The sequence below is a fragment of the Halococcus salifodinae DSM 8989 genome (genome assembly GCF_000336935.1).
Classification (GTDB): domain Archaea; phylum Halobacteriota; class Halobacteria; order Halobacteriales; family Halococcaceae; genus Halococcus; species Halococcus salifodinae.
This window is the reverse complement of record NZ_AOME01000013.1, coordinates 193,588-220,349: the sequence shown is the minus strand read 5'-3', so window position 1 is coordinate 220,349 and position 26,762 is coordinate 193,588. Positions and strand designations below refer to the sequence as shown.

The window sequence follows — 26,762 nt, the reverse complement described above, 5'->3', positions numbered from 1 at the left end:
GGCAACAACTACGAGTCGAGTGCTTGGAAGGACTAGTCGTCCGCGGGCGCTGCGGCGTCGGATTGCGCGGTCGACCGAGTCACGCCGTGGCCCGTGTACGCCATCACGAACAGTGCGAGCGGCGAGAGGAAGCCGAAGAAGTAGTACGGGACGAACGTCCACGAGGTCGCGAAGCCGAGCACGCCCGCCATGTAGACCGCACCGGCGTGCCACGGGAAGAGCGGCCCCGAGGGCGTGCCGGCGGCCTCGACCGCACGCGAGAGGTCGGTGGTTTCGAGGTCGTACTCGTCGTAGAGACTCCGGAGGCTCATTCCTGGGACGACGATGCTCATGTACTGCTGGGCCGAGAACGCGTTGGTCGCCATCGCGGCGACACCGGTGCCCGCGACCAGTGAGCCTGGCGACCGGATCGCCGCCGCGAGGTGATGGGCGAGCGTCGCGAGAATCCCCGTGCGTTCGAGTAGCCCGCCGAGCGAGAGCGCGGCGACGACGACCGCGATGGTCCACGCCGAGCCGGCGATCCCGCCGGTCGCGAGCAGGCCGTTCACGACCTCGCTGCCCGTCTCCGGGGCGGTGCCGTTCAGGAACACCTCCCACGCGCGGGTGAACGACGCGCCCTGGGTGAAGATCGTGGTGAGCGCGCCGGCGAAGACACCCGCGACGAGCGCCGGGAGCGCCGGATAGCCGGCGATCGCGAGTCCGAACGTGACCAGTAGTGGGAGGAAGACGAGCGGGCCGAGCGCGTACGTCGCGGCGAGCGGATCGCTGATCGCGGCGACGTCCGCCCCCGCGCCCGTGACGGCGACCACGCCGAGTGCAGCGTACGCGAGCACCGAGAGGCCGAATGCGACGAGCGTGCCGAGTCGCATCGCGGTGATGTGATCGTAGAGGTCGGTGTCGGTGACCGCGGCCGCGAGGTTCGTCGTATCCGAAAGCGGGCTCTGCTTGTCGCCAGCGTATGCGCCGGAGACGATCGCCCCCGCGGTCATCGGTGCGGGGACACCGAGCCCTTCACCGATTCCGAGGAAGGCTACCCCGAGCGTTCCTACAGTGGTCCACGAGGAGCCGACGGCGAACGCCACGATCGCGGCGAGGACCGCTGCGACAGGAAGAAAGATCGTCGGCGAGAGCAGGCCGAGTCCGTAGTACATCAATCCGGGGATGGTCCCGGCGCTCGTCCACGTCGCGATGAGCCCGTAGATCACGAACAGGATCAAGATCGCTTGCAGCCCCATCCGGAGGCCGCTCGCGGCGGCGTCGTAGACGCCGTCCCAGTCGTAGCCCAGCCGATACCGGGCGAACAGCCCCGTAAAGGCGATGGCCCAGAGCAGCGGTCCGTGTGGTGCGAGTCCGAGATAGCCCGACCCGATCCCGAGGGCGAGAACGACCGCGCCGACCGGCACGAGCGCCTCGGCGAGGCTCGGCCGCCGCGACGGGTCGATGTCCGCATACTCGAGCGGTGCGAAATCACTCATCGCCACCAAGTAATTCTCGGAGGTAATTAAGACGCTCGATTGAATTACTGTAGGGAATTTTTGGTGCGTGTGGGCCGGCAAGCGTTGCCCGAACCGTCACTCGTGGTTTTAAGACGTGGCCGATCGATTCTGTGGGTATGAGTGGCTTCGACGACATGGACGTCGACACGATCTGGATGGACGGCGAGTTCGTCGACTGGGACGACGCCCAGATCCACGTGCTGACCCACGGTCTCCACTACGGCTCGGGCGTGTTCGAGGGTATCCGGTGTTACGACACCGAGCGCGGGCCGGCGATCTTCCGGTGGGACGAGCATCTCGATCGGTTCTACGACTCCGCGAAGCCGTACGACATGGATATCGAGTTCTCTCCGGAGGAGCTCACCGACGCTACCCACGAACTCATCGAGCGCCAGGACCTCCAGTCGTGTTACATCCGTCCGATCGCCTTTTACGGCTACAACAGTCTGGGAGTGAGCCCACAAGACTGTCCCACCCAGGTCGCGATCGCGTGCTGGCCGTGGGGCACGTATCTCGGCGAGGATGCGCTCGAAAACGGCGTCGACGTGATGGTGTCCTCCTGGCGCAAACACGCCTCCAGTCAGATCCCGACGAACGCCAAAACCACGGGTCTGTACGTGAATTCGATGCTCGCCGGCGAGGAGGCCCGACGAAACGGCTACGTCGAGGCCATCGTACTGAACAAGGAGGGCAACGTCGCCGAGGGTCCCGGCGAGAACCTCTTTCTCGTGCGTGACGACACGATCTACACGCCAGGCCTCGCCGAATCCATCCTTGACGGCATTACCCGCCAGACCGTGATCGAACTCGCCGAGGAGGCGGGCTACGAGGTCCACGAGGACTCGGCGATCAGCCGCGGCGAGCTCTACACCGCCGACGAGCTCTTCTTCACCGGCTCGGCGGCCGAAGTCACCCCCATCAAGACCGTCGACGACGTCACGATCGGCGCTGGCGAGCGCGGTCCCGTCACCGAGGAGCTCCAGTCGCGCTTCTTCGAAGTGGTCGAGCGCCGTACCGACGACCACGACGAGTGGTTCACCTACATCTGAACGTTTTTACTGCGGGGGATCGCACGCTCGCTCCGCTCGCGCGCTCAACCCCTTGCAAAAACGGTCATCAAAAACACCCGCTCGCTCACTTCGTTCGCTCGCGGTAGGGTTGCTGGCGCTCTCCGCAACCGCACAACACCGCCGAAGCCCTCGCTCCCCTGCGGTCGCTCACGGGTCGTTCCTCCCCGTTCGTGCGTTCGGCGGTGCTCACTCCGTTCGCACCGCCCGACGCTCGCCCTTCATCCACCGGGAGAGCAACGCTCTCCCGAGCCCCGACTCACTCTGTTCGTCGGGACGCCAGGTCCGTAGCTGCGCCGCTATCGATGATACGACAGCGAACGATTAAAAACCGAAGTGGACGGTCTACGCCGCGCTCTGGCCGTAGGTCTCGTCGAGATAGTTCACGATGTCGTCGGATTCCGACATTCCGTCGACGCCGTGCTCGGGGTCAACCAAGACAGGGACACCGGTCTGACCGCTGACCTCCTCGACTTCGGTGCGCTCGCTGTGGGAGCTCGGCACCATGTGCGAGTCGTAGTCGAGGTCGAGGTCGGCGAGTTTGTCTTTCACCTTCGCGCAGTACGGACAGCCCTCCAGCTCGTAGAGTTCGAGGTTCGACATCGACAGTTGATAGGCGACACGGATTCAAGAGGTCTCCGGTGGTGTGCGCCCCGCCCGCCCAGCCACGCTCACTGCAACAGCCGCGAGCGGGCGCGAGCGACCGTGCGGCGGATGCGCTCGCGGTGATAGAGCCCCTCGCCGAGCGTCCACGGAAGCGCGACGAGCACCGCACCGAGGAGGGCGGCGAACGCCCAGCTCGACAGCCACACCGGCCGGAAAAAGGGCGTGACGTGGGCGTACCGTTCGGCGATCGATCCGATCTCCTCGGCCACCGGCGTCCCCGCGGCCACCGACGCGACCCACGTCGAGAACCGTTCGCCGTCCGCTGGCTCCCCCGTTGCACCGCCCGAGAGTTCGTAGCTTCCGGTGACGTTCTGGTCGCCCATTGTCGGTCCGTGCGAACCGCCGATCGAGGCGTTCGTTGCGTTCGTCGCCGCCGTCCTGTTCGCCCCGTCCGCTCTGCCCGTCTCGGCCGCACTGAGCCGTTCCGCGTCGTAGGGAGCCCACGGCGCGCTGTACTCCCAGACGACCTCGCCCGTGGGCGTGACCTCGACCACCCGGTGGTTGAGCGAATCCGTCACGAGCGTGTTACCGTTGGGAAGTCGATCGGCGTCGCGCGGCCAGTTGAACCCGCCCGACAGCTCCCACGTCCGTTTCCACCCGGTGTCGTTGCCGGGACTGTCGACGCGGGCGTACTCCACGATCCGATCGTTCTCGCTGTCGGCCACGAGGATCGTGGGGGTGCCGTTCTCGCTTTCGAGGTAGTCGGGGTTGTGCTGTTCGAACAGCGTTCCCAACTCCCCATCCTGTCCGAGCCGCATCGTGATATTCCCGGTCGAGCGGTCGATCACGATCGTCTGGTCGAAGTTCCGCGGCGAGGCGAGATACTTCCCGTCACCGATCTTGTCGACGTCGTTGACGTGTGACCAGTCTTCGGAAAAACCGCCGTCGGTCGAATTCGGATAGTGCTCTCTGAATCGCCACTCCCAGATCACCTCGTCCGTGCCTCGGTCGTAAACGAACAGCCGATCGTTGCTCACGCCGGAGCTTCCGTTGTACTCGCGCATGTTGGCGACGAGCAGCTGATCGCCGTTGATCAGGTCGACGTCGTGGGTGTCCTCGGCGTCGAAGCGTTCGGTCCAGACCCGTTCTCGACTATCTGGATCGAGCTCGAACACCACCGTCTCGTTCGGTACTGTCGACGTCACCAGCAGGTTCCCATTGGAAAGCGGATCGACGTCGTAGAACCAGCGCGCGTTCCGTTTCGAGCCGTCGTAGACCCACTCGGTTGCGGCACGCGGCCCGGCCGAAGCCAGCCGTGCCGGCTTCTTCGCGTTACCGACGCCCTGAAAGTGAAACCCCTGGACGCTGACGACCGTCGATCCGTTCGCGGGCTGCTCGACCGCTCCGGGTGGTGTACAACGCCTCGAAGANCCATCAGAGATGTGTATAAGAGACAGGGATACCCCGAAGGAGCCACCGCCGTGGCGGGAGGTCCATATCCCGACACACCGACCGGCGGTTGAAGCGCTTGTGGTCCGCTCCGGCCGGTCAGGCGTCGTCGAGCAACGCCGAGGCCGTCACGAGCGACGTGAGGTCGACGTCCGCTTCAGCGAGCGTTTCGCGCGCGCCCTCCTCGCGGTCGACGACGACGAGCACCTGATCGACGCTCGCACCGGCCTCGCGGAGCGCACGGACGGCCGACAGCGCGCTTTTGCCGGTGGTGGCGATGTCTTCGAGAACGACGACCGACTCCCCGCCGGCCAGCTCGCCCTCGATCCGGTTTCCGGTGCCGTACTCCTTCTGTTCTTTCCGCACGATCACGTACGGCGTGTCGGTCTCGACGCTCGTCGCGGCGACCAGCGGGACGGCCCCGAGCGCGACGCCCGCGAGTTTCGACTCGTCGAGTCGCTCGGCGAACGCCGCCGCGATCGTCGAAAGGCAGTGAGGGTCGGTCTCGAAGCGGTACTTGTCGACGTAGTACTCGCTCGTGCCGCCGTGGGAGAGTTCGAACTCGCCGAACTCGACGGCGTCAGCTCTCTGAAGCGCGTCGATGAGGTCGCGATCGGTCATGTGTTTCGGTCGAACGGGCCCTACCATAAGCGGCGCGGAGCGCAGGGGACGAACGACGACGTTCACTGTCATCAGGGACGCGTCGTCACTCTCTTGTTGTTCGGGTCAGTCGTCGGTTTTTGCCGGCTCTTCGGTGACGTTGATCGACACGCCGATGTCCTCGCCAGTCTCGCCGAACCCCGCGCTCAGGACCCGGGTCAGCGCGTCCTCGACGCGCTCGTCGGTCTCGGTGTACTCGTCCGGCTCGACCTCGATCACGAACCCGGTGGTGATGTTGGGAGCGGTCGGGAGGAAGAGTACGTCGCGGCCGTCCTCGGTCCGCTTACCGGTTTTGAACGCCGTCATCCGCATTCCGTTCCAGGTTTCGAGCTTCACTGGGGCCTGGAGATCGCCGGTGCCCGTGACCGCGGTCTCGACCGCCATCTTCGAGGCGTTGTACACCACCCGGAGCCCCGGAAGACTGTTCATCACGTCGTCGATCGCCCCTTCGACCAGCGGTCCCGTGGCCGTGCGCATCAGATACCCGATCGCGAACACCAACAGGGCGAACAGGATCAGCGTGAGCGGAACCCGAACCCATCCCGGCTGGATACTTTCGATGAACGGCAGCGTCGCGATGGCGTTGTAGATGAACGCGATGACGTAGAGCGTGACGATGACTGGTACGAGCACGATCAGCCCACTCGTGGCGTCGCGCTTCCAGGAGGCCATTTGTTCGACGGTCACCCCCGACCGTAATGAGCGCTTCCCCTGCTCGGCTGCTCCGCCGTGCTACCGCCCCACGATCGCCCGGAGCGCGAACGTGAGGTTCTCCTTTCGCTCCATCGTCCGGCGGTAGAAGTACGACAGCCACTTCCCGCCGTAAGGGGCGTACTGCCAGACGTCGTACTCCTCGGCGAGTTCGATCTGGGCCTCCTCGCGTACTCCCATCAGCATCTGTATCTCGAAGTCCGTCCCGAGCTCCTCGTGGCGGCGGGTTGCGTGCTCGATCATCGCGGGATCGTGACTCCCCACCGCGATCCCGCCGTCGAACTCCTCGAACATCAGATCGAGACAGTCGCGGTAGGCCTCGTTGACCCCCGACTTCTTTCGGTGGGCGATCGCCGCGGGCTCGTCGTACGCGCCCTTCACGAGTCGGACTTTCCCCGGCAGGTCCGCCAGCCGGCGGAGGTCTTCGGGGGTCCGCTTCAGGTTCGCCTGGACGCAGACCCCGACCCGCTCGTACTCCGTGGCGTGATCGGCGTAGGCGTCGAGCGTGGCGTCGGTCGTCGGATGGTCCTCCATATCGATCCAGACGAACTTTCCGTGGGTGGCCGCCCGATCGACGATGGCCCCGAGGTTCTCTCGAAACGTCTCCTCGCCGATCCCGAGTCCGATCTGTGAGGGTTTGACCGAGATACACGCCCCGAGCCCCGCGTTGTCGATGTCCGCGAGGAGGTCACAGTAGGCGTCGCGGTCCTCGCGTGCCGGCTCGGGCTGCTCGTAGTGCTCGCCGAGCCGGTTGCAGATGGTTCTGACACCCTTTTCTTCGAGCTGGCTGACGTGTTCCAAGAGTTCGGCCGGGGTCTCGCCCGCGACGAACCGACTGGCGATCGGCGGGATCATGCGCGCAATTCTTGCCGGGCGGTCAATAGCAGTTCCGCTCTGCGATCGGGTCGGTTCCCACCGATCTGGCTGCTCGTCGAGAATCGAACCGGTGAGTCGAGCGACGAGAGCTACTCGATGTTGTCGACGATGACGTCGGCGAACTCGCTGGTGGCGAGCTTCTCGCCGCCCTCGATCTGCCGGTGGATGTCGTAGGTGACCTGCTTCGAGGAGATGGTGGCCTCGACGGCGTCGTAGATCTTCTGGGCGGCGTCGTTCCACCCGATCTCCTGGAACAGGATGCGGCCCGAGAGGATCAGTGCGGTCGGGTTGGCCTTGTCCTTGCCGGCGTGTTTCGGCGCGGAGCCGTGGACGGGTTCGGCGACCATCCGGCCGTCGCCGATGTTCGCGCCGGGCGCGATCCCGAGCCCGCCGATCTGTGCGCCGGCGGAGTCCGAGAGGTAGTCGCCGTTGAGGTTCGGCATCGCGAGGACGTCGTAGTCACTCGTGCGAGTGAGGATCTGCTGGAGCATGTTGTCCGCGATCCGGTCGTTGACCACGAGCGTGTCCTCGGGTGCGTCACCGTCCTCGTCCTCCCAGAGGGTGTCCTCGGTGATGACCTCGTCGCCGTACTCCTCCTCTGCGACCTCGTAGCCCCAGTCACGGAACGCGCCCTCGGTGAACTTCATGATGTTTCCTTTATGAACGAGCGTGACCGAGTCGCGGTCGTGATCGAGCGCGTAGTCGATCGCCTTCCGGACGAGGCGTTTGGTGCCGAACTCGGTGATGGGTTTGACGCCGATCCCCACCGCGCCCTCGTGGATCGACTCGTCGAAATCCATCTCGTCCTCGACGAACTCTCGAACCTGCTCGACCTCGTCGGTGCCGGCCTCCCACTCGATGCCGGCGTACACGTCCTCGGTGTTCTCCCGGAAGTTGACCATGTCCATCGCGCCCGGGTCGGATACCGGTGAGGGGACGCCGTCGATGTGGAACGTCGGCCGGACGTTGGTGTAGAGATCGAGGCGTTTGCGGAGCGCGACGTTCAGGCTGCGAAAGCCCGCGCCGACAGGGGTCGTGAGCGGGCCCTTGATCCCGACGTTGAACTCCCGGAGCGCCTTCAGGGTGTCCTCAGGGAGGTTCTCGTCGTAGCGCTCGCGGGCGGCCTCGCCGGCGTAGAGTCGCATCCAGTGGATCTCGCGTCCTGTGGCCTCGGCAGCGGCTCCCAGCACTCGCTGGGCGGCGGGTGCGACGTCGCGACCGATGCCGTCGCCGTGGATGAACGGGATGATCGGCTCGTCGGGAACGTCGAACTCGTCGCTGCCGGCGGCTTCGATGCGCTCGCCCGCGTCGGGTACCTCGACTCGATCGTAGCTCATATCATCACAAATCCGCGTGGCGCGCTCAAAGGTTTACCGTTCTCCGATCCGGCTTCTCCGCGTTCCGCGCCGGTTCGTGAGGGTTATGCGACCGGCCCCGGTGGCGCACGTATGCAGCTCATCGTCCACGGCGGAGCGGGCAGCGCACCCGACGATCCCGAGTCACGCCAGGAAGTTCTCGACGAGGCCGCGGCGACCGGCACAGGGGAACCGACACCGACCGCCGCGGTCGTCGCCGCCATCGGCGTGCTCGAACGTGCCCCACGATTCAACGCCGGCGTCGGCGGGGCGATCCAGGACGACGGGGTCGTCAGAACCGACGCGGGGATCATGACCGACGAGCGCGAGGTGGGGGCAGCCTGCTCGATGCCCGGCGTCCGCGACGCCGCGACGGTCGCCCGCACGGTGATGACGGAGACGCCACACGTGCTCGTCGCCGACGACCATGCCGTCTCGCTGGCCGAGGGGTTCGGGGTCGAGACCGAGGCCGATCTCACGACCGAGCGGACACGCGAGCGGTGGGCCGATCTCTCGCCGCCCGACGAAGGCGATACCGATGAACGGCTCGCGTGGGTTCGTGAGCAGTTCGGCGGATCGGATACGGTCGGTGCGGTCGCGGTCGAGGATGGGAAAATTGCGGCGGCGACCTCGACCGGCGGGCGGTGGTGTGCGCTCGCCGGGCGGGTGGGTGACGTCCCGCAGGTCGGGAGCGGGTTTTACGCGACGCCCGCGGGCGGCGCGAGCGCGACTGGGGCCGGTGAGGACATCGCCCGGATGACGCTCTCGCGGCTGGCGGTCGAGCGGCTCGAAGCCGGCGACAGTCCCGAGACGGCCGCCGAGCACGCCATCGACGAGCTGGCGGTCGAGACCGACGGTGGGGCGGGAATCATCGTACTCGACGACGAGGGCAGGGTGGGCAGCGCGTACAACACCGACGCGATGCAGACCAGTACGGCAGAGCAGTCGTAGGCCGAACGGCAGGCGTTTTGGTGGTTCGGTCCAACGTCGAGCCATGAGCGACGTGGACCTCTCGTCGGAGCAGTACGAGAAACACCGTGAGGCAGGCGAAATCCTCGCTCAAGTGCGCGAGGAAGCCGCCGAGCGCGTCGAGGTCGGCACGAGCCATCTCGACGTTGCGGAGTGGGCCGAGGAGCGTACCCGCGAGCTGGGTGGCGAGCCCGCGTTTCCAGTGAACATTTCGATCGACGAGGAGGCCGCCCACGCCACGCCGAGCGCCGACGACGACGCCACGTTCGGCGAGGAGATGATCAACCTCGACATCGGGGTACATGTCGACGGCTGGCTCGCCGACACCGCTATTACGGTCGATCTCTCGGGCCACGACGACCTCGCGGAAGCGCCCGAAGCCGCGCTCGACGCCGCGCTCGACCTCGTCGAACCGGGTGTCGAGACCGGCGAGATCGGTGCACGGATCGAGGAGGTCATCGACGACTACGGCTACAACCCCGTCGTCAACCTCACCGGCCACGGGCTCGGCCGGTGGGACCAGCACACCCCGCCGAACATCCCGAATCGCGCGGTGAGCCAGAGCGTCGAACTCGAAGCGGGCGACGTGGTCGCCGTCGAGCCGTTCGCCACCGACGGTGGCGGGAAGGTCTCGGAGGGCGGTGACGAGCAGATCTACGCGCTCGACCGCGAACAGTCGGTCAGAAACCGGGACGCGCGCAAGGCGCTCGATCAGATCACCGAGGAGTTCCGCACGCTCCCCTTCGCCACCCGATGGCTCGACGTCGATCGTCCCGAGATGGCGCTCCGCCGGCTCGAACGCCAGAACGTGGTTCACGGCTACCCGGTGCTGAAAGAGGACGATGGCGCGCTCGTGAGTCAGAAAGAGCACACCATCATCGTGACCGAGGACGGCTGTGAAGTGACGACCGAGCGCTGAGACGGCAGTTGCGGGTGTGGTGCGGCGGCGGTGCGGGCCTGGCGGATGAAGGGCGAGCGAACGAAGTGAGCGAGGGCTTCGGCGGTGCGGTTGGAGTGCGGCTGCGGCCCCTCGGTGGATCGAGGGCGAGGGAGCGGAGCGACCGAGGGCTCGGGCGGTGCTGTGCGGAGCGGACGGCGGGACCGTCCGTGCGAGCGAAGCGAGCACGGTTCACCGCGAACGACCGAAGAGAGTGAGCGGGGGTTTTTGGTGCAGATTTTTACGAGGAGGGGTGTGCGAGCGAAGCGAGGCGCGACCGACGGGAGCGCCTCGATGCGAACGGGGAGTGGAGCGACCCGTGAGCGAAGCGAGCGCACCCGACGAAGTAAAAAGGTGCTACCACGGCTCACTTTTCAGCCCCACCCGATAGGCGATCACGTTGGTCCCGACGTGGAGCAACGGGGTGGCGACGAGGACGACCAGGAGAACGGGGAGGGTGAACGTCGCAGTAAACCACTCGAACGCGCCGAGCGCCGTCAGGAGGAGCGCGCCGAGGACGAAATCGAACTGGTCGACGCCGGGGAACGCCGCGCCGCGTTCGCGGCCGGTGCGACGCTTGAGGAAGGAAGCGGCCGCGTCGCCGACCATCGCGCCGATCGGCAGTGTGACCATCGCGATGGGGGGAAACGTCGGAAGCGGGAGGCCGGTCGCACCCGAAACGGTGGGCTCGACGGCATTCAGCACGAGTGCGAGCGCGATACCCGCGATCGCGCCAGCGGCGGTCCCGCGCCACGTCTTGCCGTCGCCGAGCACGCGCGCACCGCGCCACGTCCGCCCGTTGTCGATGGGACGACCACCGCCGACGAGAACGGCGGCGTTGTTCGGAACGTACGCCGGCAGCATCGCCCAGAACGCGACGGCGATGACTGCGACAGGGTCCATACCGCCGGATCGGCGGTCGGCGGTATGATACTGTCGGAGTTCGAGGCCGCGTCACGCGGAGCGACCGCTACACGCCGGGGATAAATCCGAGCACGCCGATGGTTTCGAGAACGAGCCAGCCGACGAACACCCCGTAGACGCCCAACAGGACGCCGCCCTCCCGTCCGGTGAGCGTCAGATCGGTCCTGAGAACGGTAAAGAGCACCAGCGTCGCGACGGTGAGAAACGCCATCATCGGGACGGTGGCGGCGAAGTCGATCGGCGCGGTGCCGGCGACCAGCACGCCCGCGGGCACCGCGACGAGGAGATCGAACGTGTTGCTGCCGAGGACGTTCGCGAGGCTGGTCACACCCTCGCCGCGCTTCGCTGCTTTGACGCTCACGAACGCGTCGGGCAGGCTGGTTCCGGCCGCGACGACGGTCAGTCCCCAGATGAAACTCGGGGTATCGAAGAGGTCACCGAACCCGATTGCCGCCCGGACCAGCCCCTCGACCGCGATCACGATGACGACGAGACTCACCGCGAGCACCGCCCACTCCCGCACGACGTTTATCCCGTCGGTTGGCTCGGTCGATTCGTGCTCGATGACGTCCTGGTACTGGATGAACACGTACAGCGCGTAGAGGGCGAGCGGCGCGAGCGCGAGCGGCCGCGTGACGGTGCCGACGAGCGAGCCCGGCGTGGTCGGGTTGTAGATGACCGCGAGCGCGAACGTGATGAGGAGCCCCGCGACCGCGAGCATGTAGAACTGGGCCTCCTTGTACACCAGCGTGCGATCCGCTTCGAGATCGCCCCGGCTGAAGTAGCCGCTGAGCGCCGGGATCACGAGGATGTTGAACACTGCGGAGCCGACGATCGCGCTCACGCCGAGATCGAACTCACCGTGGAGCAGCGTCGAGAGCACGGCCGCCGAAAGCTCCGGAAAGCTCGACCCGACCGCCGCGACGATGGCTCCCTGGACGACCGCCGGCAAGCCGTAGTACGTCGACAGTCGATCACTGGCGCGTTCCAGCAGGCTGCTCCCCTTCCACACGCCGGCGGTAGCCACGACGGCGATCACCGCGTACAGGGCGACCTGAGTCGCGCTCATCGTCCGACGCTACCGACGGCCGATCCCATAACACTCCTGTTATCGCTCGACGACTGCCGACTCAGTCGAGCTGGTCGGCCACGATCGCGTCCGCACGCTCGACGAACGCCTCTTTCTCCTCGGTCGGAATCGTGGCCCCGGCGGCGACGTCGTGGCCGCCGCCGTCGCCGCCGAGGGCGCGCGCGGCCTCGCCCATCACCGCCGAGAGATCGAGCCCCTCCCGCACCAACCGATGGCTCCCGCGGGCCGAAACCTTGCTCTCGGCGTCGTTTTTCGTGGCGAACGCGACGATCGGCTTGTCCGAACGTGTCGCGTCGGCCCCGAGCGCCATCCCCGCGATGATCCCCACGATGGTCTCGCGGATCTCCTCGCCGGCGTCGAACCACTGGAGATGCTCCTCGCCCGTCACGCCCGTTCGCTTCACCCAGTCGAGGCCGGTCGCGAGGTTCCGACGGTGGTTCGAGAGCAGGCGTCGCGCCCGATCGAGCGCCTCGTCGCGATCGCCGAGACAGACCGCGAGGCCGACGTCGGCGCGGTCGTAGCGGGCGGTGGCGTTGAGCAGCGTCGAGAACTCGCTGGCGTCCCGGAGCTCCGTGCCCGTCGGCTCGCCTGACAGCGTGTAGGTCGTCCCCACCAGCTCGTCGATCCGCCCGGCGGGGACGCCGCGATCGACCGCGCGCTTGACGAGACCGCTCGCCACCGCCTGTCGCTCGTCGGCGGTGAGATCGACCCACCGCCGCCAGCCGTCGTCGTCTTCGAGATCGAGGCCGAGCCCGGAGAGGAACTCGCGTGCCCCGCGCTCACTGCCCGAGATCCCTGGGATCCGGACGTCGGTCGCGTATTCGAGGAGTTTCGGGAGCGGCCGGGTCTGTTTGCCGTAGAGTGCCAGATCGGTGGTTTCGTTCAGGACGTCCGCTGCACAGCCCTCGCCGACGATCGCCTGATTCGCGCCCGTGAGCTCGCCGTCGCTTGCTTGCATGTCGCCGACCGCGCCGACGATTGCGAGCGCCGCGAGATCGCGGTTTTCGGTCGTTCCTCCGTGCGCGTCACCGCCATGCTCCGCTAGCGCCCGTGCGAGAACGTACGCCGTCCCCGCTCCCGAGAGCTCCGACGATCCGTCGAGGCCGACGAGCAGCGGGTTCAGGTGGTGTTCGGTGTCGGCGTCGGCGGGCTGGTGGTGATCGGCGATCACCGGTGTGAACGCACCTGCGGCCTCGTGTTCCGCGATGTGGTCGAGCTGACCGCTGCCGAAGTCGGTGAACAGCACGGTCTCGAACTCGGTGGCTGCGATCTCGGCGATCGCGTCGGCGTCGAGCTGCTTTTCGAAAACGACTTCGAAGGGGATCTCCGCGCGTTCGAGCGCCTGTGCGGCGACCGCCGCACTGGTCAGTCCGTCGGCGTCGATGTGGGAGGCCACGAGCACTCGGTCGGCCCCCACGAGTGCGTCGGCGCACGCTCGGGCGTCGTCGGCGAGCTCGGGGACCGGTGAGGCCATTGTTCCCGATTGGCGCGCGATCCGGTTTAAGTCTCCGGACCGTTGGCGGCCGTCTCGTCGAGGAGATCGACCGCAGTCCGTGCGAGCGCGTCGAACGTCGCTTCCGCTGGCACGATGTCGACGCCGATCCCTGCGGCCGCCGCAGTTGCCCGGGTCGGTTCGCCGATCGTTCCGACGACCGCGCTCTCCAACCCGTCGATCGCCGCCTCGTGGAGCCCGCGTTCTGTGGCCGCTTCGAGAAAGTGTTCGACCGTGAGCGAGGAGGTGAACAGCGCGGCCGCGAGATCGCCGTCGGCGGCGAGTTCGGCCGAGCGACCCGCTTCCGGCGGCCGAGCGAGCTCGTACAGGATTGTCTCGTGGACGTACGCACCGTGCTCGGCGAGGCCGTCGGTGAGCACCGCCGACCCGTGATCGCTCCGGGCGACCTCAACGCGCGCACCGGGGACCTCGTCGGCGAGATGGGCCACGAGACCCGTCGAGGAGAATTCTCCGGGGACGTGATCGACCTGGTAGCCCGCCGCCCGGAGCGCGTCGGCGGTTGCGGTGCCGATCGCACACACCTTTCTCTCCGGCTCCCAACCCACGTCGGCGACGATCTCGACGCCGGTCTTGCTCGTCAGGATCGTGTACTCGGCGTCCGTCCGTGGCACGGCTCCCGTGGTGTCGATCGCGAGCATCGGGTCCGCTACCGGTTCGACGCCGAGCGATACGAGCAGATCGTTCGCCCGTTCGATGCGCTCGTCGGCCGGCCGGAACACTGCGACCTTCATCTTTGGAGGAACTCCCGCACCCGATCGCGCTCGCCGGCCACGTCGCCGATGACGGTGACGGCAGGTGGCTCGATACCCTCGCGATCGGCGACCCCGGTGATCGTTTCGAGTGTGCCGGTCACGATCCGTTCGTCAGGCCGGCTCGCGCGCTCGATCAGCGCGACCGGCACTTCACCACTCATCCCGGTTTCGCGGAGTGCGGCGGTGTACCCGGGCAGTTTGCCGACACCCATCAGTACCACGATCGTGCCGTGGGTGGCGGCGAGCGCGTTCCAGTCGACCGCTGATTCTTCCTTTGTGGGGTCCTCGTGGCCAGTCACGAACGACACCGACGAGGCGTGCTCGCGGTGGGTCGTGGGGATGCCCGCGAGCGCGGGGCCGGCGAGCGCCGAGGTCACGCCGGGCACGACGCGAAAATCGACGCCGTGCTCGGCGAGATAGGCTGCCTCCTCGCCGCCGCGACCGAACACGAACGGGTCGCCGCCCTTCAGCCGAACGACGTGGTTGCCTTCGCGGGCGAGTTCGACCAGCCGCTCGTTGGTGTACTCCTGGCTTGTGCGATCGCCGCCCGCGCGCTTGCCGACATCCTCGCGCTTCCCTTCGGGGATCGTCTCGATGATCGCCGGCCCGGGGAGCTTGTCGTGGAGCACGACGTCGGCCTCGTCGATGAGTCGGCGGGCTTTCACGGTCAGGAGCTCGGGATCACCCGGACCGCTCCCCACGAGAGAGACGATGCCGACCGAGTCGGTTTCGGTGTCGGTCTCGTTCCCGGTCATTCCGCGCGTTTCGCCTCCCCTTCGTCGTCCCGTTTGGCCTGCTCGATCAGATCGGCTGCACCCCGGTCGGCGAGGTCGTCGGCGAGATCGCGGGCCGCCGTCGGATGGCGCTCGATCGGGAGGTCGCGGGTCGCGGCCACCTCTTCGGTTCCATCCCGACTCAGTACCCGGACCGCGACCCGGACGTACTCACCCTGGATGACCGCGTGTGCGCCCATCGGTGCGACACAGCCACCGCCGAGCTCCTCCAAAACCACTCGCTCGACGGTGGTTTCAACGCGCGTTCGGGGATGATCCAGTACCTCGTTGAGGGTCTCGGCGAGGTCACTGTCCCGGGCCGTGACCGCGAGCGCGCCCTGGCCGGCTGCCGGGACGAACGTGTCGGTCGCCAGTTCGCGGGTAGGGACGTGGCGCGCGAGACCCGAACGTTCGAGTCCCGCCGCCGCAAGCACGATGGCGTCGAATTCGGTCTCGACCTCGCGTTCCAGTGACTGGCGCTCGATCTCGTTCAGATCGTCGAACCACTCCTGGGGCGTGCGCTCGTACGCCGGCAGGTCGTCCGCATTCCCGTCGTCCGTGCCCTCTCCATCGCTCTCGCTCCCCTCTTCGTCCGTGTTTGCGGCCTCCATCCGCCGTTCGTGTTCGCGCTGGCGGTGCGGCGCGAGCAGCTTCTCGATTCGAGTGTCGACGTTCCCGCGAAGCGGCTGAACGTCGAGATCGGGCCGCGTTGCGAGCAGTTCGGCCGTCCGCCGGAGGCTCGACGTACCGACAACGCTCCCGTCGGGGAGATCGTCGAGCGTCGTTCCGTCGGGCGTGACGAGCAGATCACCGGCGGTGGCGCGTTCGGGGACGCCCGCGATCACGAGACCGTCGGGGCTCTCGGTCGGAACGTCCTTCATCGAGTGCACTGCGGCGTCACAGTCGCCGTCGAGGACTTGCTGGTCGAGCGCACGGACGAACGCACCGGTCTTGCCGAGCCGGTGGATGAGTTCGTCGCGGAGCTGGTCGCCCGTGGTTTCGACCTCGACCAGCTCGACCGTGTGGCGGCGGGCTTCGAGGCGTTCTTTCACCGTCGCCGCCTGGCGGGTAGCGAGGTCCGAACCCCGCGTCGCCAGCCGGATGGTCCCGTCGCGCGCGTTCATACCTGCTCTCGGACACCGAGCTTCAAACCACCTTCGAGAGACGTACGTGACTGTTGCTCTGTCTGCTCGTGAGTAAACGGGCCGGGCAAACGGCGGAGGTTCGGATTCGGCTGGCGACGAGCCACGGGCTTTCGGGCTGGGCGGTGCGGTGGAGAAAACCCGATTACGCGTTGTTCATCCGCAGTGCCGTCTCCTCGCCGCAGATCATGCACTCGCTGATCCGGTAGGGTTCGCGCGAGAACTCCGCGTTCTCGGCTTTGCCGCTCTCGGTGCGAAGCTCGATCGAGACGCTATGGCTGGTATCGCGGTCGCAGACATCGCAGGATTCGCTGACGCCGTCTGCAGCATCGGTGCGGGTTGACATCGACAAGTGCTCGGGGTGTCGCCATCATAAACCTCCAATTCCGTTGGCTCCAGTTCCGACGGTTCAATCGCCGATAGCGCCAACCGCCCGCGAAACAGGCCCGAAAAACGGAATTTGCCACCGACCGTTCAACCGTTCATCCCGCCCGAAACAGTCGAGAACGGCCGAAAAGCTTTTATACAGGTTTCATCGACACTCGATACATCCGGAAAGGCTCTAACCGCGCCACCGCTCAGCCCCCACATGGAGCAGGTGTTCGCCCCGTGGCGCATCGAGTGGGTCGAGCGCGACGACGACGGCGATGGGTGTCCGTTCTGTGAGCTTCCCGAACGCAATGCGGACCGAGAATCGCGGATCGTGGCTCGGAGCGAGCACGCTTTTTGCCTGCTGAACAACGCCCCGTACAACCCCGGCCACGCGATGGTGATTCCCTACCGCCACACCGGTTCGTACCCCGACCTCGACGACGAGGCACTCCTCGATCACTCGCGGCTCGTCCAGCGCACGCTCGCCGCGATCGACGACGGGCTCGACTCTGATGGGGCGAACACCGGGATGAACCTCGGAGATTCGGCCGGCGGCTCGATCGACGATCACCTCCACACTCACGTCGTCCCTCGCTGGCAGGGAGACACCAATTTCATGCCGGTGGTGAGCGACACGAAGGTGATCGTCGAAGCGATCGACGACACCTACGATCACCTCCACGACGCGTTCGCCGCACAGGACGGGGTCCGTGATCCCGGTCCCGACGAGGCGATCGTCATCGAGTGAGTCCACGCCCCGCCAGCCTCGGCGTGTCGAAGCGTCTATGCCGTCCGCTCGCCAACCGTCGACGATGAGTCGTGCGGCCGCGGTCCGGCGGGTCGGGCTGCTCGTACTCGCTGCGAACGTCGTGCTCGTCGCGGTCAAAGGGGGCGCGTGGGTCACCACCGGGAGCCTCGCAGTCGGCTCGGAGGCCGCGAACTCCCTCGTCGATGCGGGCTACGCCGCAGTCGTGCTCGGTGGGCTCTATCTCACGACCCAGCCACCCGACAGCGAACACCCCCACGGCCACGAGCGGATCGAGCCGTTCGTCGCGCTCGCGATCGCGCTCGCGGTCTTTCTCACCGGCGGCACGGTTCTGTGGCGCTCGCTCACCGCGATCGCCGCCGGGGACGTGACCGCAACCGGCAGCCCGATCGCGGTCGTAGTGCTCGCTGGCGCGGCGATCGCCAAGTTCGGGCTGTATCGGTACTGTCTCGCTGCCGGCCGGACCCACGACTCGCCCGCGCTGACCGCGACCGCGCTCGACAACCGCAACGACGTGCTGACCGCGGGAGCGGCACTCTGCGGCGTGCTCGGCGCACGGCTCGGGTTTCCGTTGCTCGACCCCCTCGCGGCCGCGATCGTCTCGGTGGGAATCCTCTATACGGGCGTCGAGGTCGTCCGAGACAATCTGCCGTACCTCGTCGGCGGCGCACCGTCCGAGGACTTCCAGGCCAGAATCCTCCGGCGCGCGCTCGCCCACCCCGATGTCGAGGGTGCACACGACGTGATCGCTCACTACGTGGGTCCGGAGATCGACGTCAGCCTCCACATCGAGGTCGAGGGCGATCGCACGCTCAGGGAGGCTCACGCGATCGAGAGCGCGGTCGTCGCATCGATTCGCACGCTCGACCGCGTCGACGACGTGTTCGTTCATCTCGACCCGAAGGAACTCGACGAGTGGAAGGCGGACCCGGACGCCGATCGCCTGGTTCGCCGAACCGAGGAACGTCCCGACGACGGTGAGCCGAGCACAGCGAGGCGATCCACGTCGGTCAAGCGGAGCGAGGCGCGACCGGAGGAAGCGCCTCGAAACAGCGAACGGCGAAGCCGTGAGCGAAGCGAGTCCGACGACGGTAGCGAGCCCGGGCCGAACGGCAGCCGCCAGTGACGACTACTCCGGGAAGATGCTCTCGGGAAGGTACGCCGAGACCGTCCAGTTGGGTGCGTCGACGACCTCGCTGATCTTCAGATCGATCGCGGCCGAACACAGGATGTACGCCTCCGCTCGGGTCAGCCCGCGCTCGTCGTGGAGGTGATCGATCATGTGACGCACCGCCTTCTTCGTCGCCGTCATGAGGTCGTCGCTGATCCCCGTGGTTCCGTACATCGGCTCGTCGACGCCGGTGGGCGTGAACGGTCCTTCTGTTCGGAACTGGGGCTGTTCGATCTCCATGTCCGAGCGGACGTCGAACCGCGCGGTCACGAACATCGGCGCTTCGATCCCGGTCACGCAGACCTCGCCGTCGCCCTGAGCCGCGTGGCAGTCGCCAGTCGAGAACAGCCCGCCCTCGACTTCCACGGGCAAGTACAGCGTCGAGCCTTCGGTGAGATGTTTGACGTCCATGTTCCCGCCGACATCGCGCGGCGGGAGCGTGTCGTGTTCGCCGTCCTCGCCTGGTGCGACTCCGATGGTGCCCGGGAACGGGTCGAGCGGGACCTCGATGCCGTTCACGAACTGGCCGACGTCCCCCTCCAGATCCCAGATGTGGAGGCCTGGCTCCTCGAAGTCGTCGGGCAGCAGTCCGAGCCCCATCTCGCCAGGGAAGAAGACGTTGTACCCCCAGCCCTTGTGCTGGCAGTCGAGCAGTTCGACTTCGAGGACATCGCCCGGTTCCGCGCCCTCGATTGCTACTGGTCCCGTGAGCGGGTGGACGGGATCGAAGCTCACGTCCGGGACGTCCGCGACGGTGGTTTCGACGTCGACCTGGCCGTCGACCGCGTCGCGGCACTCGAACCGGACGACCTCGCCAGGCTCGACGGTCAGCGCGGGATCGAGGCCGTTGTCCCACGCGCTGTGGATGTTCTCGTCGCGATCGCTCAGTCGGTGATCGACGGTGTACTCGCGTTCGGTGTGTGCCATACAGCCACAATCGACGAACCGGAACGGAATAACTCTACGGACGATGTCGGTCTTCCTCAGACCGGTTCGCCGAACGCGTACACCGTGTTCTGCCCCGTGATCTCGACGGTGAGGAGATCACCAGGCGCGACGCCGTGTTCGGGTGCGTTCTGGATGATGACCTGGCGGTAGGCTTCGTCGTAGCACTTGACCGACTCGCCGGTGCCGGGTTCGACGACCAGCACCTCGTGGCGCTCGCCGACCATCGACTCGTAGGCCGCGCCCACAACGTCCATCTTCAGGTCGGTCATCGCCGACGACCGCTCCTTCTTTTTGGTGCCGCCGAGGCCCTTCATCTCGGCGGCGTCGGTGCCAGGCCGCTTCGAAAAGCGCGTGACGTTGATTCGCTCGGGCTGAGTCTCGCGGAGGAGATCCATCGACTCCTCGTGGTCCGCGTCGGTCTCGGTCGGGAAGCCCGTGATGAAGTCGGTCGCGAGCGTCCAGTGATCGAGGCGGTCGTCGAAGGTCTCGACCACCTCGCGGAACTCGCGCACCTGGTGCTGGCGGCGCATCTCTCCGAGTACGTCGTCGCTTCCGCTCTGGACCGGTGCGTGGAGGAAGTTGTAGAGCTTCTCGTTTGCCGCAAAGACGTCGGCGAGTTCCTCGCGGATTCCATGTACTCCCTTCGGGTTCGCCATCCCCACACGCACCCGAAAGTCGCCGTCGATGGCACAGATCCGATCGAGGAGCTCGTGGAGCTTCCGTTCGCCGTCGTCCCAGCCGTACACGCCGGTGTCCTGGCCAGTAACGCGAATTTCCTTCGCGCCGGCGTGGACCAGCGCGCGGGCTTTCTCGACGTTTTCTTCGACGGGTGGCGAGTCGATCTTGCCGGTCGCGTGCTTGGTGATGCAGTACGAACAGTCGCTCATGCAGCCCCGCGCGATCGGGAGGATGCCGACCTTCCCGTCGAGGATCGGCTCCGTGCCGGGGGTCGCCGTCGGACACTCGCCATTCAGCACGACCTCGGGGACTTCGTCCCAGCCACAGACCGTGGCGTCGAGGTCGGCGAACTCCTCGCCCTGGGCGAGCGCCATGCAGCCGGTGACGACGAGATCCGCGGTCTCGCTTTCGAGCTCGCGCGCCCGACTGAGCATGTTCGTCTCGGTGGTCTCGACCACGGTGCAGGTGTTGAGGATGGCCACGTCGGCCGCTTTGGGGCCGTCGACTGGGTGATGGCCGCCGTCGCGGAGCCGGCGCTCGATCGCGCGGCTCTCCCCGCGGTTTGCGGTGCAACCGTAGGTTTCGAGGTGATAACTGGCCATCCGCTGTCGTCGGTCCTCGGGCGTGCGCAGCAAAAAGCGCGACGACTCGTCCTCCCGGAGCGGGTCTCACGTCGTCTTTCGGATGAGGCCGACTATCGCCTGGCGGCGAGGTAGATCACCGCCGACTCGTGAAGCGCCGGATGGGAAACGGCGTGCGGGCGAGCCTCGTGGACGATGGCGAACGCGTCATCGAGCCGACGATCCTCCTCGGCGGCGAGCGTCGTCGCCACCAGCACGCTGCTCCGCGAGATCCCGGCCTTGCAGTGGATCAGCACCGAGCCGTCACGTCGGTAGAGCGCTCGCGCCGTATCCACCGCGGCCTCGAACGCCGGCCAATCGTTGCCTGGCCCATCGTCGAGCGGGTGGTGATGGGTCGTCAGCGGTCGCTCCTCACTGGTGGCCGAGAGGACGTGCGCAAACGCGTGGTCGTGGCGCTCGGGAGCGGCGGCGAACCAGTTCCCGAGGAACAGGTCCCGATCGCCGATCCGACGGACGATCGGTTCATCAGCCACGTAGCCGAACGGTCGAACGATCGGCTCCGGGGTGTCCGTCCGGTTCGGTGTGGGGGCCGTTCGGTCCGGCTCGTCCGGATTCATGCCAGCACGAGCCCTCTCACCGACAATGAAGCGTTCGGTCGATCAGCGAACGTGATCGCCGGACCGTGACGGCCTCTCTACCGCAGCGGCTCGCCCCTCGTCTCGCGGCCGAACGCCAGCACTACGACTCCGCCGGCAGCGAACGCGATCGCGAGCGGGACGAGCGCAGCGAGATAGCCGACCTCGACCAGCGCGTCCGCGAGGATCGGGCCGATGACGGCCGCGATCTTGCCGACCCCGCCCGCAAAGCCGTTGCCGGTCGCGCGCGCCTCGGTCGGGAACAGCTCGGGCGTGTAGGCGTAGATCGCGCCCCACGCCCCGAGCGAGAAGAAACTCGCCGCGAGCAGCCCGCCGAAGAAGGGCCAGAATCCGGAGAGGCCGAGACCGAACAGCGAGACGCCGGGCATCGCCGTCGCGAAAACGAAGGTGAACACGCCCGAGAGCACGAGATAGCTGCCGAGGGTTGGCTTTCGACCGATTTTCTCGACGAGATAGGCCGCGCTGAAGTAGCCCGGGAACTGGACGAGGCCGACGAGCAGGAAGTAGCCGTAGACGTTGCCGACCACACCCGCCGCGCCCACAGTCTGTGGCAGCCAGATGAACACGCCGTAGTAGCCGAAGTTGATCGCGAACCACGCCGCCGCGATCATCAGGGTCTGTCGGCGGATGTCCGGCGCAAACAGCCGTGAGACACTCGCAGCGGCGGTCGATTCGACCCCCTCGACGTCGGGTGGGGCGTGCTCCTCGCCGTTCTCCTCGGCGATGGCCGCGAGGCGCTCGTTCGCGCCCTCGACATCGCCGGTGCGCGCGAGGTAGTAGGGCGTCTCACGGAGCTGTGAGCGGATCACGAACACCAGCAAGGCGGGGAACGCGGCGGCCGCGAACAGCAGCCGCCAGCCCGCCACCGCACCCACGACCGGCACCGCGATCATCCCTCCTGAAGGGAGCGCGGCGAGGAAGACCCACGCGAGCACCACCGCGAGCACGTAGCCCACCGGCCAGAACGCGTCGAGGTAGACGAGATACCGGCCCCGGCGGTCGGTCGGGAGATGCTCGGAGAGATAGGAGGTGTCGACTGCGAGCGCGCCGCCGAGGCCCATGCCGGTCAGAAAGCGCAGCGCGAACCCCGAGTAAAAGCCGACCGCGAGCGCGGTCAGCCCGGTAAAGACGCCGTAGAGAAGCACCGTCCACTGGAAGGCGACCTGGCGACCGTACCGATCGGCGTACCAGCCCCACCCCCAGTTGCCAAGCACCATCCCCATCAGGCTCGCCGAGCCGAGCAACCCGGCCGAGAGCCCCGAGAGCGTCCACGCCTCGATCAGTACAGGAAGGGTGAAGCTGATGATGATGACTTCCATCCCGTCGAGCGCCCACGCGCTGCCACAGATCGCGAGCAGCCGGCGGTGGAACGCGCCGATCGGGATGCGATCGAGCACCTCCGCGACGGTGACCGTTTCTCCCTTCGACATCGATTCGATTTCCCGTATCGAAGACCCACAGCCACACGTACTTAATAGCGAGGAAGATCAGCAATCAGTTCCGCTTTTGAAGACCGATCGACTTCAACCGATTTCGGTCGTCGTTGGAATCGCGGGTCCGCGATCGTCCCGGGTGGCGCTGTGACGGCCTGGTCTCACTCGCCGCTCTCGAACTCCTCGACGAGCGTCACGCCGCTCGACGCACCGATCCGCTCCGCGCCCGCTTCGAGCATCGCTTTCGCCTCCTCGTAGCTGCCGACGCCGCCGCTGGCCTTGACTGGGAGGAACTCGCTCATGAGCTCGACATCGGCAACCGTCGCACCCCCCTCCGCGAACCCGGTAGCGGTCTTCACGAAGTCGGCATCGGCGTCGACCGCACAGCCACACGCACGGCGCTTCTCGTCGTCGCTCAGCAGGGGGGCTTCGATGATGACCTTCACCGGGAGCGGCACCGCAGCCACCACCTCGGCGAGCTCCGCCGTGACGGCCTCGTCCTCGCCCGCACGGAGCCGACCGACGTTTATCACCACGTCGAGTTCGTCCGCACCGTCCTCCCACGCCCGAACCGCCTCCGCACGCTTCGTTTCCGGGGCGTGCTGGCCGTGGGGGAACCCGATCACGGTGGCCACGGTCACCTCGGGTGCAGTCTCGCTCGCGATGTCGAGGTAACACGGCGGCACGCAGGCGTTCATGCCGTACTCGTCGGCCTCGGTCACGACTCGCTCGACGTCGCGCGGCGTCGTCTCGGGCCCCAGGATGGTGTGATCGATCGTCGCGGCGAATGCGGTGCGGTCCATATCGGGGCGAACGGAGCCACGGTCAAAAGATCGCGTATCCGCCGACCGGAACCCTTTCGCCGCCGCCGGCCGCGTCGTCGGGCATGGTTCCCGTGCAGGTTCTTCCGGAAGGAACGACGCTCCCGTCGCCCGTCGTCCTCCTCGTGCTGGCGATCGGGATCGCGGGTGTCGTCGTCGCACTCCGGCGGATCGCCCCGCGGGTCACCGAGCGGGTGGTGGTCGCGTTCGCACCGTGGATGGTCGCCGGGTCGAGCTGCTACGTGCTCTATCAGGTCGAGGCGGTGCCGGAAAGCGTGGCCCCGTTTTTCAGCTCGCCGGCGGTCTACGTCTCGATCGCAGTGCTCGCGGGTGCGGTGTGGGCGGCCACAGCGGCGACCGGACTCTCTGCGGATCGGTGGCGACTGCCGTCGGTCCCGGGGATCGTCGCGCTCGTGGGGAGCGCGGTCGCGATCGCGGCCGTGGGGTGGGCGTTCGCGTTCGGCGTGGAGACGCGCCGAGGACTCACGGTGGCGTGGCCGGCGGTCGGGCTCATCGTCGCCGTGGTGCTGGCGGCCGTCGTCTGGAGCGGCCTGCAGCGCGTTGCCCCCGAGACACGGATCACCGGCGGCGTCGGCGCGCTCGCGGTGTTCGGCCACACGCTCGACGGCGTCTCGACCGCGGTCGGAATCGACGTTCTGGGATTCGGCGAACAGTCGCCGATCTCGCGCGCGATCATCACGTTCGCCGCCGACCTCCCGACGGCACCGGTTCTCGGCACGGTCTGGCTATTCATCCTCGTCAAGCTCGTGCTCGCGGCGGTCGTCGTCGTCCTTTTTTCCGGGTACGTCCGCGACGAGCCCGCCGAAGGATACCTCCTGCTCGGCGCGGTTGCGGCCGTCGGGCTCGGGCCTGGCGTCCACAACCTGTTGTTGTTCACGATCGCCACCCCGTAGATTTATCACACAACACGAACGAACCGTAACGGAGCCGACATCACTCAGCCGACACCGCTCGACCGATGACCGACGATCTCCCGACCCCAGCCGAAATCATCGCCGCCCACGACAGGATCGAGGAGATATACGACCTCAAATGTCCGTGAACGATGACGGCGGCCCCGAAGCGCACGCTCCGCCGCGAAGTGCTCGAACCTGCTGCCGAGCACGACGATCCGTACCACCGGGCAGCGACGCTGCTCTGGAAAATCGAGAGCGTCCACGTCTTCGAAGACGCGAACAAGCGGACTGCGTGGGCCGTGACGGAGAACTATCTCCGGGAGAACGGCATCGCGCCACCTCCCGGCGACGAACTTGTCGAACGCGTCGTGCGGCGGGCCGGGATGTTCGATGTGGACGAACTTGCGGACTGGTTCGAAACCGGCGATATCGACGCATCGCGACTGCCGGAGCATTAATCATGCGTTGGACCACTACTACCACCATCCCATCATGAGTCAGGAAAAAGAGCGTGACCCCGATGATCTCGATGCGTACAAGAACCGGATCGAACGGATCGTCGAGGAGCGCCGCGAACTCTTCGATCGGCTCGCCTGAGCAGCGCCACTCGGCTTTCAGCGAGCGGCCTCGGTGACCAAAGCGACCGAACGGCCAGTTTCTCGGCCTGAGTGGCAGGTATTAGTGAGCCGACCGCCTACAGCCGGCAATGCCAGACGCAGAGGCGGTCGCCGAGGCCGACGTACCGCTCGATCTCACCCTCTCGGAGAACGAACTCGATGCGCGCCGCGAGCACATCCTCCAGTTCGTCCGTGAAACGGTCGACGACGCTGGGGCAGACGGTGCGGTGCTCGGGCTCTCCGGCGGGATCGACAGCACCCTGACGGCGTATCTGGCCGTGGAGGCGCTCGGTACTGATGGCCTCCACGGCCTCGTGATGCCGAGCGAGGTCAACGACGACGCGAACATGAGCGATGCCGAGCGGGTCGCCGACGATCTCGACATTGCGTACGACGTGATCGCAATCGAACCGGTCGTCGAGTCGTTCCGCGAGGCGTTCCCGGCCGATCTCGACACCGACTCGGACTCCGCGGCGCTCACGACGGCTGTCGGCAACGTCCGCGTCCGCACCCGCGCGATCTTCAACTACTTCGCCGCCAACCTCGAAAACCGGATCGTGCTCGGGACGGGCAACCGAAGCGAGGCGCTCGCGGGCTACTTCACGAAGTACGGCGATCAGGCCGTCGACTGCAACCCGATCGGCAACCTCTACAAAGTGCAGGTTCGCCAGCTCGCGCGCCACCTCGGCGTTCCAGACGATCTCGTGGCGAAGACGCCGACAGCAGGGATGTGGGTCGGCCAGACCGACGAGGAGGAGATGGGTCTGAGCTACGACGTTCTCGACGCCGTGCTCGCGCTCCACATTGATGGGCCGCTCTCGAAGTCCGCGACCGTCCGCGAACTCGCAATCGACGAAGCGGCCGTCGAGCGGGTCGAAGGTCTCGTCGCTCGGAGCGAGCACAAACGTCAGATGCCGCCCGCACCCGAACCGCTCGGCTGACACGATGATTCCGGAGCCGCGCCCCCTTCACCCCGACGATCGATAGCACTCGCTGCGAATCGAGTCCGTGGTCGGTTGCTGTTCGTCCCTCTTCGAACCTGCTCGCCGAGTTCTGTCACTCGACAGGGACAAAAAGATAACTTCACCGATCACGATCGGGATGATGAATGGCGATCCTCGATACATTCGTCATACTCGCGGTGAGCCTGCTGGTCGGCGGTCTCGTGATCTTCACCGGCGTGCGATTCGTCGTCGATGACACGGTACGCCCCGAGAGTGCGTTGCTCACCGCAGCAGTCGGGGCCGTCGTGTGGGCTGCCATCAGCTTCTACGCCGGCCGCGTTCCGGTCGTCGGCCCCGTGACGGCACTCGTCATCTGGATCGTCGTTATCGTTTTGCAGTACTCCAGCAGTTGGCCGACCGCCGCCGTGCTCGGATTCGTCGCCTGGTTCGTTTCCGTCGTAGCGTTGTACGCGCTCGGAACCCTGGATATCGTCTCACTTTCCGTTCTTGGTGTCCCGGAGGTGTGACAGTCGTGATC

Annotated in this window: 28 protein-coding genes; 9 read left to right on the top strand and 19 right to left on the bottom strand. The window is 66.8% G+C overall.

Features of this window, described 5'->3' with window-relative positions; all coding sequences use genetic code 11:
- Positions 1–32: 32 nt before the first annotated feature.
- Positions 33–1,475 (bottom strand): arginine/ornithine antiporter ArcD, encoded by a 1,443-nt coding sequence (arcD, locus tag C450_RS02420; RefSeq protein WP_005039555.1) that lies wholly within the window; start codon positions 1,473–1,475, stop codon positions 33–35.
- A 137-nt stretch (positions 1,476–1,612) separates the two neighbouring features.
- On the opposite strand from arcD, the gene C450_RS02415 reads away from it, so the two are divergent.
- Positions 1,613–2,545: a branched-chain amino acid transaminase gene (locus C450_RS02415; protein WP_005039554.1), complete on the top strand. Its 933-nt coding sequence runs from the start codon at positions 1,613–1,615 to the stop codon at positions 2,543–2,545.
- Positions 2,546–2,908: 363 nt separating this feature from the next.
- On the opposite strand, the gene C450_RS02410 is transcribed toward C450_RS02415, so the two are convergent.
- The 6 genes from C450_RS02410 to icd form a co-directional block, all read right to left on the bottom strand.
- Complete coding sequence (locus C450_RS02410; protein WP_005039552.1) at positions 2,909–3,166, bottom strand: glutathione S-transferase N-terminal domain-containing protein; 258 nt, start codon at positions 3,164–3,166, stop codon at positions 2,909–2,911.
- Between the two features lie 68 nt (positions 3,167–3,234).
- A complete protein-coding gene (locus C450_RS02405) occupies positions 3,235–4,374 on the bottom strand; it encodes an arylsulfotransferase family protein (protein WP_005039550.1) in 1,140 nt (379 codons plus the stop codon).
- Between the two features lie 343 nt (positions 4,375–4,717).
- Entirely contained in the window at positions 4,718–5,239 is a 522-nt protein-coding gene (gene pyrE / locus C450_RS02400) for an orotate phosphoribosyltransferase (RefSeq protein WP_005039547.1), read from the bottom strand.
- A 105-nt stretch (positions 5,240–5,344) separates the two neighbouring features.
- Positions 5,345–5,950, bottom strand: a complete 606-nt coding sequence (locus C450_RS02395; RefSeq protein WP_005039546.1) for a DUF502 domain-containing protein — start codon at positions 5,948–5,950, stop codon at positions 5,345–5,347.
- 60 nt (positions 5,951–6,010) lie between these two features.
- On the bottom strand, positions 6,011–6,844 hold the full coding sequence (locus C450_RS02390; RefSeq protein WP_005039544.1) for a proline dehydrogenase family protein: 834 nt from the start codon (positions 6,842–6,844) through the stop codon (positions 6,011–6,013).
- Between the two features lie 110 nt (positions 6,845–6,954).
- Entirely contained in the window at positions 6,955–8,202 is a 1,248-nt protein-coding gene (icd, locus tag C450_RS02385) for an isocitrate dehydrogenase (NADP(+)) (protein ID WP_005039542.1), read from the bottom strand.
- 111 nt (positions 8,203–8,313) lie between these two features.
- Between icd and C450_RS02380 the strand changes: the two genes are divergently transcribed.
- Positions 8,314–9,171 (top strand): isoaspartyl peptidase/L-asparaginase, encoded by an 858-nt coding sequence (locus C450_RS02380; protein ID WP_049909797.1) that lies wholly within the window; start codon positions 8,314–8,316, stop codon positions 9,169–9,171.
- 43 nt (positions 9,172–9,214) lie between these two features.
- The gene (gene map / locus C450_RS02375) at positions 9,215–10,108 is read left to right on the top strand and encodes a type II methionyl aminopeptidase (protein WP_005039538.1); all 894 of its coding nucleotides are present in this window, start codon (positions 9,215–9,217) and stop codon (positions 10,106–10,108) included.
- Between the two features lie 375 nt (positions 10,109–10,483).
- Here map and C450_RS02370 read toward each other — a convergent pair whose 3' ends face one another.
- From C450_RS02370 to C450_RS02340, 7 genes are all read right to left on the bottom strand, one after another.
- Positions 10,484–11,029, bottom strand: a complete 546-nt coding sequence (locus C450_RS02370) for a CDP-2,3-bis-(O-geranylgeranyl)-sn-glycerol synthase (RefSeq protein ID WP_005039537.1) — start codon at positions 11,027–11,029, stop codon at positions 10,484–10,486.
- 67 nt (positions 11,030–11,096) lie between these two features.
- On the bottom strand, positions 11,097–12,119 hold the full coding sequence (locus C450_RS02365; protein WP_005039535.1) for a sodium:calcium antiporter: 1,023 nt from the start codon (positions 12,117–12,119) through the stop codon (positions 11,097–11,099).
- Between the two features lie 61 nt (positions 12,120–12,180).
- Positions 12,181–13,614, bottom strand: a complete 1,434-nt coding sequence (locus tag C450_RS02360) for a single-stranded-DNA-specific exonuclease RecJ (RefSeq protein ID WP_005039531.1) — start codon at positions 13,612–13,614, stop codon at positions 12,181–12,183.
- A 26-nt stretch (positions 13,615–13,640) separates the two neighbouring features.
- A complete protein-coding gene (locus C450_RS02355) occupies positions 13,641–14,384 on the bottom strand; it encodes a uroporphyrinogen-III synthase (RefSeq protein WP_005039528.1) in 744 nt (247 codons plus the stop codon).
- A complete protein-coding gene (gene cobA, locus C450_RS02350) occupies positions 14,381–15,160 on the bottom strand; it encodes a uroporphyrinogen-III C-methyltransferase (protein WP_005039525.1) in 780 nt (259 codons plus the stop codon). Before cobA ends, C450_RS02355 begins: the two co-directional genes overlap by 4 nt.
- On the bottom strand, positions 15,157–16,302 hold the full coding sequence (hemC, locus tag C450_RS02345) for a hydroxymethylbilane synthase (protein WP_005039523.1): 1,146 nt from the start codon (positions 16,300–16,302) through the stop codon (positions 15,157–15,159). Before hemC ends, cobA begins: the two co-directional genes overlap by 4 nt.
- A 163-nt stretch (positions 16,303–16,465) precedes the next feature.
- Positions 16,466–16,666, bottom strand: coding sequence for a DUF7835 family putative zinc beta-ribbon protein (locus C450_RS02340; RefSeq protein WP_005039521.1), 201 nt, complete (start codon positions 16,664–16,666; stop codon positions 16,466–16,468).
- A 243-nt stretch (positions 16,667–16,909) separates the two neighbouring features.
- On the opposite strand from C450_RS02340, the gene C450_RS02335 reads away from it, so the two are divergent.
- Positions 16,910–17,440, top strand: coding sequence for an HIT family protein (locus C450_RS02335; protein WP_005039518.1), 531 nt, complete (start codon positions 16,910–16,912; stop codon positions 17,438–17,440).
- Positions 17,441–17,504: 64 nt separating this feature from the next.
- The gene (locus tag C450_RS02330; RefSeq protein ID WP_241430241.1) at positions 17,505–18,584 is read left to right on the top strand and encodes a cation diffusion facilitator family transporter; all 1,080 of its coding nucleotides are present in this window, start codon (positions 17,505–17,507) and stop codon (positions 18,582–18,584) included.
- A 3-nt stretch (positions 18,585–18,587) separates the two neighbouring features.
- On the opposite strand, the gene C450_RS02325 is transcribed toward C450_RS02330, so the two are convergent.
- From C450_RS02325 to deoC, 5 genes are all read right to left on the bottom strand, one after another.
- Positions 18,588–19,556, bottom strand: coding sequence for an acetamidase/formamidase family protein (locus tag C450_RS02325; protein WP_005039513.1), 969 nt, complete (start codon positions 19,554–19,556; stop codon positions 18,588–18,590).
- Between the two features lie 56 nt (positions 19,557–19,612).
- Complete coding sequence (locus tag C450_RS02320; protein WP_005039511.1) at positions 19,613–20,857, bottom strand: tRNA (N(6)-L-threonylcarbamoyladenosine(37)-C(2))-methylthiotransferase; 1,245 nt, start codon at positions 20,855–20,857, stop codon at positions 19,613–19,615.
- 92 nt (positions 20,858–20,949) lie between these two features.
- Positions 20,950–21,453: a dual specificity protein phosphatase family protein gene (locus tag C450_RS02315; protein ID WP_005039509.1), complete on the bottom strand. Its 504-nt coding sequence runs from the start codon at positions 21,451–21,453 to the stop codon at positions 20,950–20,952.
- A 77-nt stretch (positions 21,454–21,530) separates the two neighbouring features.
- Entirely contained in the window at positions 21,531–22,922 is a 1,392-nt protein-coding gene (locus C450_RS02310; RefSeq protein WP_005039507.1) for an MFS transporter, read from the bottom strand.
- Between the two features lie 164 nt (positions 22,923–23,086).
- Positions 23,087–23,728: a deoxyribose-phosphate aldolase gene (gene deoC / locus C450_RS02305; RefSeq protein ID WP_005039505.1), complete on the bottom strand. Its 642-nt coding sequence runs from the start codon at positions 23,726–23,728 to the stop codon at positions 23,087–23,089.
- 83 nt (positions 23,729–23,811) lie between these two features.
- On the opposite strand from deoC, the gene C450_RS02300 reads away from it, so the two are divergent.
- The 4 genes from C450_RS02300 (at position 23,812) to C450_RS02285 (ending at position 26,751) form a co-directional block, all read left to right on the top strand.
- The gene (locus tag C450_RS02300; RefSeq protein WP_005039503.1) at positions 23,812–24,660 is read left to right on the top strand and encodes a DUF63 family protein; all 849 of its coding nucleotides are present in this window, start codon (positions 23,812–23,814) and stop codon (positions 24,658–24,660) included.
- Positions 24,661–24,812: 152 nt separating this feature from the next.
- Positions 24,813–25,121, top strand: coding sequence for a Fic family protein (locus tag C450_RS02295; RefSeq protein WP_005039501.1), 309 nt, complete (start codon positions 24,813–24,815; stop codon positions 25,119–25,121).
- 248 nt (positions 25,122–25,369) lie between these two features.
- On the top strand, positions 25,370–26,221 hold the full coding sequence (locus tag C450_RS02290) for an NAD+ synthase (RefSeq protein WP_005039499.1): 852 nt from the start codon (positions 25,370–25,372) through the stop codon (positions 26,219–26,221).
- Between the two features lie 167 nt (positions 26,222–26,388).
- On the top strand, positions 26,389–26,751 hold the full coding sequence (locus C450_RS02285) for a hypothetical protein (RefSeq protein ID WP_005039497.1): 363 nt from the start codon (positions 26,389–26,391) through the stop codon (positions 26,749–26,751).
- The last annotated feature ends 11 nt before the right edge of the window (positions 26,752–26,762 follow it).

Excerpts from the sequence above, each read along its gene's own strand:
- C450_RS02295 (WP_005039501.1), top strand. The coding sequence starts at position 24,813 with ATGACGGCGGCCCCGAAGCGCACGCTCCGCCGCGAAGTGCTCGAACCT.
- C450_RS02380 (WP_049909797.1), top strand. The coding sequence starts at position 8,314 with ATGCAGCTCATCGTCCACGGCGGAGCGGGCAGCGCACCCGACGATCCC.
- C450_RS02415 (WP_005039554.1), top strand. The coding sequence starts at position 1,613 with ATGAGTGGCTTCGACGACATGGACGTCGACACGATCTGGATGGACGGC.
- C450_RS02320 (WP_005039511.1), bottom strand. The coding sequence starts at position 20,857 with ATGGCCAGTTATCACCTCGAAACCTACGGTTGCACCGCAAACCGCGGG.
- C450_RS02340 (WP_005039521.1), bottom strand. The coding sequence starts at position 16,666 with ATGTCAACCCGCACCGATGCTGCAGACGGCGTCAGCGAATCCTGCGAT.
- cobA (WP_005039525.1), bottom strand. The coding sequence starts at position 15,160 with ATGACCGGGAACGAGACCGACACCGAAACCGACTCGGTCGGCATCGTC.
- pyrE (WP_005039547.1), bottom strand. The coding sequence starts at position 5,239 with ATGACCGATCGCGACCTCATCGACGCGCTTCAGAGAGCTGACGCCGTC.
- C450_RS02285 (WP_005039497.1), top strand. The coding sequence starts at position 26,389 with ATGGCGATCCTCGATACATTCGTCATACTCGCGGTGAGCCTGCTGGTC.
- hemC (WP_005039523.1), bottom strand. The coding sequence starts at position 16,302 with ATGAACGCGCGCGACGGGACCATCCGGCTGGCGACGCGGGGTTCGGAC.
- C450_RS02365 (WP_005039535.1), bottom strand. The coding sequence starts at position 12,119 with ATGAGCGCGACTCAGGTCGCCCTGTACGCGGTGATCGCCGTCGTGGCT.
- C450_RS02290 (WP_005039499.1), top strand. The coding sequence starts at position 25,370 with ATGCCAGACGCAGAGGCGGTCGCCGAGGCCGACGTACCGCTCGATCTC.
- icd (WP_005039542.1), bottom strand. The coding sequence starts at position 8,202 with ATGAGCTACGATCGAGTCGAGGTACCCGACGCGGGCGAGCGCATCGAA.
- C450_RS02330 (WP_241430241.1), top strand. The coding sequence starts at position 17,505 with ATGAGTCGTGCGGCCGCGGTCCGGCGGGTCGGGCTGCTCGTACTCGCT.
- C450_RS02325 (WP_005039513.1), bottom strand. The coding sequence starts at position 19,556 with ATGGCACACACCGAACGCGAGTACACCGTCGATCACCGACTGAGCGAT.
- C450_RS02360 (WP_005039531.1), bottom strand. The coding sequence starts at position 13,614 with ATGGCCTCACCGGTCCCCGAGCTCGCCGACGACGCCCGAGCGTGCGCC.
- C450_RS02370 (WP_005039537.1), bottom strand. The coding sequence starts at position 11,029 with ATGGACCCTGTCGCAGTCATCGCCGTCGCGTTCTGGGCGATGCTGCCG.
- C450_RS02310 (WP_005039507.1), bottom strand. The coding sequence starts at position 22,922 with ATGTCGAAGGGAGAAACGGTCACCGTCGCGGAGGTGCTCGATCGCATC.
- deoC (WP_005039505.1), bottom strand. The coding sequence starts at position 23,728 with ATGGACCGCACCGCATTCGCCGCGACGATCGATCACACCATCCTGGGG.
- map (WP_005039538.1), top strand. The coding sequence starts at position 9,215 with ATGAGCGACGTGGACCTCTCGTCGGAGCAGTACGAGAAACACCGTGAG.
- C450_RS02335 (WP_005039518.1), top strand. The coding sequence starts at position 16,910 with ATGGAGCAGGTGTTCGCCCCGTGGCGCATCGAGTGGGTCGAGCGCGAC.
- C450_RS02315 (WP_005039509.1), bottom strand. The coding sequence starts at position 21,453 with ATGAATCCGGACGAGCCGGACCGAACGGCCCCCACACCGAACCGGACG.
- C450_RS02300 (WP_005039503.1), top strand. The coding sequence starts at position 23,812 with ATGGTTCCCGTGCAGGTTCTTCCGGAAGGAACGACGCTCCCGTCGCCC.
- C450_RS02395 (WP_005039546.1), bottom strand. The coding sequence starts at position 5,950 with ATGGCCTCCTGGAAGCGCGACGCCACGAGTGGGCTGATCGTGCTCGTA.
- arcD (WP_005039555.1), bottom strand. The coding sequence starts at position 1,475 with ATGAGTGATTTCGCACCGCTCGAGTATGCGGACATCGACCCGTCGCGG.
- C450_RS02390 (WP_005039544.1), bottom strand. The coding sequence starts at position 6,844 with ATGATCCCGCCGATCGCCAGTCGGTTCGTCGCGGGCGAGACCCCGGCC.
- C450_RS02410 (WP_005039552.1), bottom strand. The coding sequence starts at position 3,166 with ATGTCGAACCTCGAACTCTACGAGCTGGAGGGCTGTCCGTACTGCGCG.
- C450_RS02355 (WP_005039528.1), bottom strand. The coding sequence starts at position 14,384 with ATGAAGGTCGCAGTGTTCCGGCCGGCCGACGAGCGCATCGAACGGGCG.